Source organism: Coleofasciculus sp. (assembly GCF_046539235.1).
In the GTDB taxonomy this organism is placed as follows: domain Bacteria; phylum Cyanobacteriota; class Cyanobacteriia; order Cyanobacteriales; family Coleofasciculaceae; genus Coleofasciculus.
In genome coordinates, this window is the sequence record NZ_JBKHHI010000259.1 from 1 (window position 1) to 9,449 (window position 9,449).

At 45.5% G+C, this 9,449-nt stretch carries 8 protein-coding genes; 3 read left to right on the forward strand and 5 right to left on the reverse strand.

Features of this window, described 5'->3' with window-relative positions; genetic code table 11:
* Positions 1 to 390: 390 nt before the first annotated feature.
* Complete coding sequence (locus ACLFWI_RS20245) at positions 391 to 4,827, forward strand: response regulator (RefSeq protein WP_446414407.1); 4,437 nt, start codon at positions 391 to 393, stop codon at positions 4,825 to 4,827.
* Between the two features lie 123 nt (positions 4,828 to 4,950).
* Here the strand turns inward: ACLFWI_RS20245 and ACLFWI_RS20250 are convergent, their stop codons facing one another.
* The 5 genes from ACLFWI_RS20250 to ACLFWI_RS20270 all read right to left on the reverse strand — a co-directional run bounded on the left by ACLFWI_RS20250 (position 4,951) and on the right by ACLFWI_RS20270 (position 8,508).
* On the reverse strand, positions 4,951 to 5,409 hold the full coding sequence (locus tag ACLFWI_RS20250) for a GUN4 domain-containing protein (protein WP_446414408.1): 459 nt from the start codon (positions 5,407 to 5,409) through the stop codon (positions 4,951 to 4,953).
* 105 nt (positions 5,410 to 5,514) lie between these two features.
* Entirely contained in the window at positions 5,515 to 5,814 is a 300-nt protein-coding gene (locus ACLFWI_RS20255) for a putative quinol monooxygenase (protein ID WP_446414409.1), read from the reverse strand.
* 236 nt (positions 5,815 to 6,050) lie between these two features.
* Complete coding sequence (locus tag ACLFWI_RS20260; protein WP_006100016.1) at positions 6,051 to 6,404, reverse strand: DUF1257 domain-containing protein; 354 nt, start codon at positions 6,402 to 6,404, stop codon at positions 6,051 to 6,053.
* Positions 6,405 to 6,548: 144 nt separating this feature from the next.
* On the reverse strand, positions 6,549 to 8,060 hold the full coding sequence (gene ycf46, locus ACLFWI_RS20265; RefSeq protein ID WP_006100306.1) for a stress-responsive protein Ycf46: 1,512 nt from the start codon (positions 8,058 to 8,060) through the stop codon (positions 6,549 to 6,551).
* Positions 8,061 to 8,145: 85 nt separating this feature from the next.
* On the reverse strand, positions 8,146 to 8,508 hold the full coding sequence (locus ACLFWI_RS20270; RefSeq protein ID WP_446414410.1) for a hypothetical protein: 363 nt from the start codon (positions 8,506 to 8,508) through the stop codon (positions 8,146 to 8,148).
* A gap of 26 nt (positions 8,509 to 8,534) precedes the next feature.
* Here ACLFWI_RS20270 and ACLFWI_RS20275 point away from each other — a divergent pair, with 26 nt between their 5' ends.
* Both ACLFWI_RS20275 and ACLFWI_RS20280 read left to right on the forward strand, forming a co-directional pair.
* Complete coding sequence (locus ACLFWI_RS20275; protein WP_446414411.1) at positions 8,535 to 8,726, forward strand: hypothetical protein; 192 nt, start codon at positions 8,535 to 8,537, stop codon at positions 8,724 to 8,726.
* A gap of 56 nt (positions 8,727 to 8,782) precedes the next feature.
* A complete protein-coding gene (locus ACLFWI_RS20280) occupies positions 8,783 to 9,286 on the forward strand; it encodes a hypothetical protein (protein ID WP_446414412.1) in 504 nt (167 codons plus the stop codon).
* Positions 9,287 to 9,449 lie beyond the last annotated feature (163 nt).

Sequence of the window (9,449 nt, forward strand, 5' to 3'; positions counted from 1 at the left end):
AACCACCGCCTCTGTCAATCCCTCCAATAGGATTATTTTCCTCCAACCTACTTTTAACCAAATCTTGACCTAATTCAGTTGGTCGAAATCACATCAACTCCATTAACTTATATAAACATCCCTTAAACCCTGCCCAAGGACAAATGACGAAGGATAAAGGACAAAAAGCAAATAAATTTAATCGGCACAAATAAAAATTCACCCATCCTTTACTTAATTTTATTCAAACAATTTCCTCTTTCCGTCTGCATCTGTGTCGGCTACAGTGGAAGAGAACGTCCCATGCAGGTGACATTAATCTTCTGGCAAAACTTTGTCAGACTGTGCCACCTGATGATCCGGAATGTTCTGATAAATATCCGAAGGATAAAATAGTGACGGGAGACGGCTATGAAACTGAAGACCAAATTTATCTCAGGCTTTCTAGGGGTGGCATCGCTGGTCGCTGTTTTGGGAATTATTACAATTCAAACGAAGAAAAATGTAGATAAGCAATTTAATCAAATTACTGAGAGTACAACCCGTCAACTGGTGGCATTAAATCAGATTAAGGCAGCCTCCTTACGGTTAACCAATAAAGCCTATAGTTATGCTGTCATCGAAGGAAAATCGACCACCACCTCGTCAACATCTCAAGACGAGGAGCCGGAAAAACAAGCCAAAGTTGACTTCCAACAATCCGTTGCGGATCTGGATCAGTATTTAGCCGAATTTCAGTCCTTTGCCAACACGGCTCAAGCTCAAAGCTTTTATCGGGAATTGAAGATCAGTAAACTGCTATTGGCAGAAATCAGCCAGGAAATTTTAGCCTTAGATGACACCAACTTCCGACGCACTGATATCTTGGCAAAACGGCAAGCGTTAGAGAATGCGGAAGACCAATTTTTAGCCGTTGTTGATCAAGCCATTACCTTTCATACGAATACTCTAGAAGAAGAAAATCAAACCGCAAATCGCAGCTCAACTTACTCACTGATTATTAACCTCACAGCAATTACTGGAGTTGTCGCCGTATCAATTATTTTCGGTATTGTTTTAGCCGATCGCGTCACCAAGCCGATTGTGAAGCTCAAAGAAGCCGCCTCCAAAATTGGTGAAGGGGACTTCGATACTTATGTTGAGGTGCAAACCAGAGATGAGCTAAGTGTCTTAGCGGATACCTTTAATCAAATGAGTAAACAGCTCCAAGAAACTACGGTATCTAAATCCTATCTCGATAATATTATCAGTTCGTTGAGTGATGGACTCATTGTGCTGAATAAAAATATTAGAGTTGAGAGTTTTAATGAAGCTACGTTATTTTTATCCGGCTATTCTCCCAAAGAACTACGCGATCAACCATTAGAAACTTTCTTTAAAGAAGATAATTTTTTAGCCCATTTACAGGCAAATGATTCTCAACAAAGTGGCTTTCTGGGTCGGTACGAAACCACATTCTTTACGAAAACAGGTACTCCTGTTCCCGTGTCAGTGACTGCTTCAGTGATGAAAAATTCATCCCACAGGATTCAAGGAATTGTTTGCTTAGTCCAAGACATTTCGGCTCGCAAACGGGCAGATGAGGCATTGCGCCGCCAAGCGTTAATGTTTGAAACCATTTATGACGGTGTTATTGTCACAGATTTAAATGGTCATATCCTGGACTGGAATCCAGCAGCAGAACGTATTTTTGGCTATGAAAAAACCGAAGTATTAGGACAAACCTGTGGCATGGTTTATCAACCCGATGAAGCCACCGCCCTAACGCAACAAATGCTGGATAGTTTACTCCATGAAGGACGCTGGACGCGGGAGATTGAATTTATCCGAAAAGATGGTAATAAAGGGGTTTGCGAAACAGTGGTTGTGCCGTTGCGGGATGACCTGGGTAAACCCATTGCGGCGATTGGAGTGAACCGAGATGTAACCGAACGAAAAGAATATGAAAATAAATTAGTGGAAGCGCGAGAAGCCGCCGTCGAAGCCGCCCGGGCAAAAGCGCAATTCTTGGCAAATATGAGCCATGAAATCCGCACACCAATGAATGGCGTGTTGGGAATGAGTGAATTGCTGTTAACGACGGATCTTAATCCCCGCCAACTGGATTTTGTCAAAACCTTGCAAGTCAGTGGTGAACATTTACTCGGTGTAATTAATGATATTCTCGACTTCTCCAAACTAGAAGCCGGAGAAATGCGCCTTGATGTTGATGAGTTGAACATTAATCGGTCGTTGGAAGATGTCTTAGATTTGTGTTCTCCCCAAGCCGAAGCCAAGGACTTAGAATTAGCGCTGTTAGTCGATACGGATGTACCGCGACGACTCATCGGAGATGTGGGTCGCTTGCGCCAAATTTGTGCAAACTTGGTGAGTAATTCGATTAAGTTTACCGAATCTGGCGAAGTGGTAATTCGGGTGTCGGTTGATCAGGAATTACCGGATCAGGACAAGATTCAACTGCGATTTGCGGTGCGGGATACAGGGATTGGAATTAACCCAGAGGATCAACGAAAACTCTTCCAAGCCTTCTCCCAAGTCGATTCTTCTACTACTCGCAAATATGGGGGAACAGGTTTAGGATTAGCAATATGTAAGCAACTAGTAGAAATGATGGGAGGTGAGATTGGCGTCGAGAGTCAACTGGGTGTGGGTTCGACGTTCTGGTTTACAATTACCTTTGGTAAAGTAGCGGTGGGTACCCAGGAGAATGAGAGCGATCGCATCTTTAGTAATTTACCCATTTCCCCCGAATCCCTGCAAGGAAAACGGGTATTAATCGTCGATGACCGCCCAATTAATCGCCAAATTGTCAAGTATCAGTTAGAAGCCAGAGGCATGGAAGTCGATGAAGCCGATAATGGTATTATTGCCCTCAATGCCATGCAAGCCTCTGCCGAAGCGGGTAAACCCTATGATGTGGCGCTACTGGATATGAAAATGCCCAAAATCGATGGGTCAACCCTAGGACGGTTGATTCTGGCTGAACCGGATTGGGCAAAAACCAAGTTAGTCCTAATGACCTCGATGCACGCCGGGGATTCCGCCCAACCCTTGCTGAAAAGCGGGTTTGCTGATTATTTAGTTAAACCAGTGAAAGAATCTCAATTGCTGGAATCGTTACAGAAAATTCTGGCGGCTGAGATTCCCGCCACCCTCTTCAGCACCCAATCGGCTATCCCTGATCCGTCTGAACCTGCACCCCAACCCACTTGCCTAAAAATTCTCTTAGTGGAAGATACACCAATTAACCTGAAACTGGTGCGCCATCAGGTGCAACTATTGGGTCATGAATCGGAGTCAGCAGAAAATGGTCAAGAAGCCCTTGACAAAATCGCTAAAAATGACTATGATATAGTGTTAATGGATTGTCAGATGCCCGTCATGGATGGCTACCAGGCAGTCCGAACCTTACGCCAGCGAGAAGGAACAGACCGCCATACCATCGTGATTGGCATGACCGCCTACGCCATGCAAGGCGATCGCGAAAAATGTCTAGCTGCAGGAATGGATGACTATCTCAGTAAGCCTGTGATGGTGAAAAACTTAGCACCCGTATTAGAACGATGGTCATCCGTGGTCAAAGGCGTCTCCCCCAAACCCGAACGTCCCTCTCCGGCTCAATCCACGAGTAGTCTACTCTCTAATGTCGTGGACTGGAAGCGTCTCAAAGAAATCTCCGAAGGTGATCCTGCCTTTCAACTAGAGTTAGTCCAAGGCTTTATTAAAGAAGGCGCAAGCTTTATTAACCAAGCAAAACAGGCATTAGCGAATAAAGACTGGGTCATGGTTGCCAATAAAGCCCACCAACTCAAAGGTGCCAGTTCCTCAGTCGCCGTGCAAACCATGCCCGATGTAGCCGAACAACTGCGACATGAGGCGAGAACAAAAAATGGCGAAAGTAGCGCTAAGCTAGTTGGGGAGTTAGAGAAACTCCTTGAGCAACTAAAAGGACATATCGACCTAAATACCACCTCGCTGAAAGAGGAACTACCCAACAAAAAATGGGATTTTCAACAAGAGGTTGCTGAGTTAGCAGCAAAGACATCAAAATTGAAAGCGGACACAGAACCACAGCAGTCGCTAACTATTTTGTTAGTGGAAGATACGCCAATTAACCTGAAATTAGTCCAGCACCAAGTTCGCCTCCTGGGTCATCAGTGGGATTCTGCGGAAAATGGTGAAAAAGCCCTGGAAAAATTGGCAGAGAATGACTATGACATTGTGTTAATGGATTGTCAAATGCCGGTGATGGATGGCTATCAAGCTACGCAAACTTTACGGCAACGAGAAGGTAAAGACCGTCATACCATAATTATTGGCATGACCGCTTATGCGATGCCAGGGGATAGAGATAAATGTATCGCGGCGGGAATGGATGACTATCTGAGTAAACCTGTGATGGTAAAAGAACTGAAAGTCATGTTACAGCGATGGTCATTGGTAGTACAGGAAAATAAGGCAAAATCTAGCAAACAGGTAGACAGCCAAGATAGGGTGGAAGCGACTGTCGATCCCGTGGATTGGAGTGCATTATCGGAAATTTCTGGGGGTGATCCAGAGTTCCAGTTGGAATTAGTCAAAGGATTTATTAATGATGGGTCAACGTTTCTCTCCCAAGTCCAGCAAGCCTTGGCGGATCAAGATTGGGTAACTTTAGCGAATAAAGCGCATCAACTCAAGGGTTCTAGTGCGTCTGTGGCGGTGGAATCAATGTCAGATTTAGCCCGTCAACTTAGTGATCATGCTCATCAGAAAAATCTAGAAGAGGCGAATAAAATAGTGAGTCAGATGGAGAAAATTATGGCGCAGGTTAAGGTATCGGTGGAGAATAAAACAGCAGCGGGATAGGAAAAGTTTTTGACTTTATATGTACTGATGTGCATTAGTCAGAACTCCCATTCGTAAGTGAGGTACACAGATCCCCGACTTCTTTAAGAAGTCGGGGATCTAGCTTGGATCGTGACATTTATACTAAAGATTGCACGCACTAACACGAGAAAACAAATCATCACGAAGATCTCCCCACGCCAACCATCCCACCACTCCACCGCCAGGGAGATGTCCTATTGGTGCATTCTGATTAAATATCAGCTCATTGTAACTTTGCCACCGATTAGATACCCGCCAGCCAATCTGATCAGCAAATGCCATCAAATCCTTTCCTGATTGCTCATAAATCCGCTTCTGAACACTGAAACCTAATTTACCACTGCTATACTTAACCCACAGTTGATCAATCGCCCGAAGTTCCTGACAAGGAAATTGCTGAATATCTTGATTCGTTAAATAGCCGCGTTTATCCGCACCCGTAATCTTCAGAATAATAGTAAATGTTTCCTCGTCTGCTTCTCGCCACTGCCCTGCTGCTAACAGTTCGTCAAGTTTACTATAGTTTGCCCCTTCAGAAGATCTGACATTATCTTCAAACATACGCTTTTTTGTAAGTCAATATACAGTAGAGAGTTGGTATCCTGATCACCCAGTTTTTTTCTACTGTATAACTTAATCAATCATTTCCTACCCGAATCAGAACGATTAAGCTAATAATACATAATGACGAATATCTGGCGGTGAAGCGAACAACTCTTCGCCTTCTAACAACGCTTGCTGAATGTGAGCCGAGTCCAAATGTACCCTCCAAGCTTGCTCACTTTCCCATTCTTCGACAAAGGCAAACTCCGTGGGAATTGCTGGACTTTGTAATAACTCGTAAGTGATACAACCTGATTCCTTGCGCGTCGCCTCAACAATTTCTAACAGCAGTGCTTTGAGTTTCTCTTCTTTTCCCGGATGCGCGACGACACGAGCTAATACTCGGATTTTTGTGTTTACCATGATTATCGATCCTCTGCGTGCTTCTTTTCACCATTAAAAGGCTACTGCAGTTCGGAACGCGATCGCAAAAACCAAACCAATACAAAAATACGGCGGAGAAACTCCCTGGATCAGAGGTTTTCCCGCCGTTATTATCTTATGGAAAAGACTAGAACATTTGTTCTATAACCTTTTGAAAAAACGGGTCAACCCCAAATAAATTGGTTAACCCGTAAGCTTGGGAACGCCTTGATGGACTATTTTTGTACCACCAGTTTAACGTTGGCATTTTGTAAGCCACGTTGCTTGACCTCTGCTAAGGTCTTGTTAACGGCATACTTCTGGTTGATCGAGTTGATCAGTTCGGTTTGGTTGTGCTTTTTAGCAACACCCCACAGGTCAGCGATCAGGTCAAAGGAACCATCGCCATTGCGAGACCAACCGAGGTCATACTCGCCTTCGAGAACAGCAACGATGTCCGAACGAACACGTTGACCGTTATAGCCGCGCACATCAGCTTCCGTTTTAACGGAAATACCTAGATCGCTCAAAGAAGCCTTTAAGATTTCGGCATCGGTGATCTTGGTACGCAGAGTGCTAAAGTGAGACATTTTAGATTTCCTCCAGTAGAGATAGAAAACAAACGACAACGTAGCTTTTTTCTTGGGTCTGCCGCGGTTAAATTGCGGCGTCTTTTGAAACTGCTAGCAAACTTTTGCTAGCCTTTCCTCCTGTTGGGAGCAGGAGAAAGCCTTTTAGAACTCCATTCGCTGATATTCAGCAACGGAGGCTGCAGCAGGTCTCGCTCTCTGTCTTGCCCAGTCCCTCAGGGCTGTGACCTGCTCAGTCATTGTCCGAGAAAGCGGCAGCGTGGCTTTGATCGCCGCTATAATATCCAGTTGGGTGAATTCCCGGTCTTGTGCAAATGCCTCGTACATTGCAGCGATGAGGGCTTGCTCAATTTCTGCACCGGAAAAACCGTCACAAATTGTCGCCAACTGTTCGATATCAAAGCGCTCTATATCTCGACGCCGCTTACTCAGATGAATCTTAAATATTTGCTGACGCTCTTCTTTATTCGGTAAGTCAACAAAGAATATTTCGTCAAATCGACCTTTGCGGAGAAACTCTCCCGGTAGCCGTTCCACTCGGTTAGCTGTCGCCATGACAAAGACAGGCGATGTTTTCTCTTGCATCCAGGTTAGGAAGGAACCAAAGATGCGGCTAGAGGTGCCACCATCGGAGTCAGCCGAACCACTGCTCCCCGCAAAAGACTTGTCCAGCTCATCAATGAAAAGGATGGCGGGTGAAATCGATTCGGCTGTTTTTAGGGCATTTCTCAAGTTGGCTTCTGAGCGACCAACCATAGAACCATCATACACCCGACCCATATCTAACCGCAACAGCGGTAGTCCCCAAAGGCGAGAGGTTGTCTTGGCAATGAGAGATTTTCCGCATCCGGGAACTCCCAGAATCAGCATCCCTTTGGGTTGGGGTAAACCATACTCTCTTGCCCGTTCAGTGAAAGCGCCCGATCGCTGTTTCAGCCATCGCTTCAACTCCTCTAAACCACCAATGGCATCAATGGTTTCATCCTCTTCAATATACTCTAAAATACCATTGCGACGAATGAGCTGTTTTTTCTCAGAAAGCACAATATCGACTTCCGCTTCCGTGAGACGCCCAGCTTTGACTTGGGCTTTGCGATACACTTTCTCTGCTTCGTCTCGCGTCAAACCCAATGCGGCTTTTAGGAGTTTCTCCCGGGTTTCCGTGGTGGTGCGACGCCCTTTGGTTTTTTCCAGTTGCTGAGACAGCACTTGGTTGAGTTCGGTTAAATCCGGTAAGGGGTAGTCGATAACCACCACTTCCTTCTCTAACTCGATCGGCACCTGCTGCATGGGAGACATGAGTACAATCGTCTTCTGAGCCGCCTTGAAGCTCGCGATCGCATCCCGCAGCCATCGGGTTGTTGCTGGAGAATCAATAAATGGATGTAGATCCTTAAATATATAGATACCAGGTTCTTTTTGTTGAATAACCCATTGAACAGCTGCTTCTGGAGAGACTGTATTGTGTTGGGTTATGTGGCGTGATTGACCATACTCCACAATCCCATGGGTGACAGTCCACACAAATACGCGCCGTTGCTGATTCTTGTTTTGAGCAATCATGGCTATTGCCCGTTCTGTCCGCTCTTCCTCTGACGTCACCAGGTAGATTAGAGGGTATTGAGCTTGAATGAGAATACTTATCTCTTCTTGCATGACTATCGACCTACTTAGAGACGGCACAACCACTGCCCAAACATCATTAATAGAACTCTCGCAGTTAGCTGTTTTTGTAACATTATCAACAAGGAACAAGTTCCTCTTCGCCCTGAGAATCGGTATGAGAATCGGTACGGGATTTAACTTCTTCTCGCACTTTCTCGACAGGCAGTTCATCATCCAGAAGGCTGGGCTGATTTTTTAGGGCAACCATATCTCCATCTTGAATAACAACTGAGCTAGAACATTCGGGGCAATTGTATACCCGATGAGTATTCCCGTAGGATGCTTCTACCTCGTCTACCACTTCCGGGTGGTGTAGATAGAATACGATTGCTCTCTCGACCATCGCCGACATTGAGTCTGAGTCAACGGCTGCTCGGATTTTGAGCTGGCGATGAAGTCCTGGTGGGAGATACAACGTAACTTTTTGCTTGTCTTGCATATTATTTTCAATCGTTTTACCCGGGTATGTATGTCAGATTAGCGCCATTCTCCTTGGCTGTCAATACAGTAAGCCAGCATGACGGCATTTTTGTAATATTTCTTTACATTGTCCGGTTCTCATGCCGGATCGGGCGGATTGGAGGAGATGGGGGAGATGGGGGAGCTGGGGAAGCTGGGGAAGCTGGGGAAGCTGGGGAAGCTGGGGAAGAGGATTAACAATGAACCATGCATGAACAAAGGACGAATGACTAAAGACAAATGACTAAAGACAAATGACCTGGAAATTCATTGCTCGAATCGCGCCACTGGCTGTCTTACTTGTAAGCTGTCAGGGTACTAATGTGGATTTGCCAGAAAGCTGGAACACCTACCGCAACCCCCGCTTTAACTTTGAGTTCCTCTATCCCAACAATTGGATACCCTTTCCCATACCCGACAATCTTGATGGTCGAGCCTTTCGTGATCCGGAGAATCCCAACTGTGAGATTAGGGGATGGGCAGAATTTGCCGAACTAGGAACCCCATCACCTGAGAGTACATCCCAACCACTCAATCCATCTCAACCTCAGAATTTTCTTACTGAACAAGGTGAAACGGGTAAACTTCAGGTAGACCTTGACTCTGATATCAGTTTGATGACCCTAACCCTGACCCAGGACAATGTAAGCTACAACTGGCAGGGACGCTGTGAGAGCGAACAATTTGCTGATTACTATCGCTTTTTCTATTACATTGCTCGTCAGTATCGTCTCCCAGTACCCGATAAGAACGGATAGGCTCAATGGATATCCTATATGGGTTCGTCGTTGCGCTTGGGCGCCATCAGCCTCGGCATCACGGGAACAGGTCAAGGAAGCCTATAATATCCCAGCTAACCAGATAAGTTGGGTTACTCTTCGAGAAGGCTTCGCCTACGTTCCAAGGGCCTAACCTACAACG

Excerpts from the sequence above, each read along its gene's own strand:
- ACLFWI_RS20245 (WP_446414407.1), top strand. The coding sequence starts at position 391 with ATGAAACTGAAGACCAAATTTATCTCAGGCTTTCTAGGGGTGGCATCG.
- ACLFWI_RS20250 (WP_446414408.1), bottom strand. The coding sequence starts at position 5,409 with ATGTTTGAAGATAATGTCAGATCTTCTGAAGGGGCAAACTATAGTAAA.
- ACLFWI_RS20255 (WP_446414409.1), bottom strand. The coding sequence starts at position 5,814 with ATGGTAAACACAAAAATCCGAGTATTAGCTCGTGTCGTCGCGCATCCG.
- ACLFWI_RS20260 (WP_006100016.1), bottom strand. The coding sequence starts at position 6,404 with ATGTCTCACTTTAGCACTCTGCGTACCAAGATCACCGATGCCGAAATC.
- ycf46 (WP_006100306.1), bottom strand. The coding sequence starts at position 8,060 with ATGCAAGAAGAGATAAGTATTCTCATTCAAGCTCAATACCCTCTAATC.
- ACLFWI_RS20270 (WP_446414410.1), bottom strand. The coding sequence starts at position 8,508 with ATGCAAGACAAGCAAAAAGTTACGTTGTATCTCCCACCAGGACTTCAT.
- ACLFWI_RS20275 (WP_446414411.1), top strand. The coding sequence starts at position 8,535 with ATGTATGTCAGATTAGCGCCATTCTCCTTGGCTGTCAATACAGTAAGC.
- ACLFWI_RS20280 (WP_446414412.1), top strand. The coding sequence starts at position 8,783 with ATGACCTGGAAATTCATTGCTCGAATCGCGCCACTGGCTGTCTTACTT.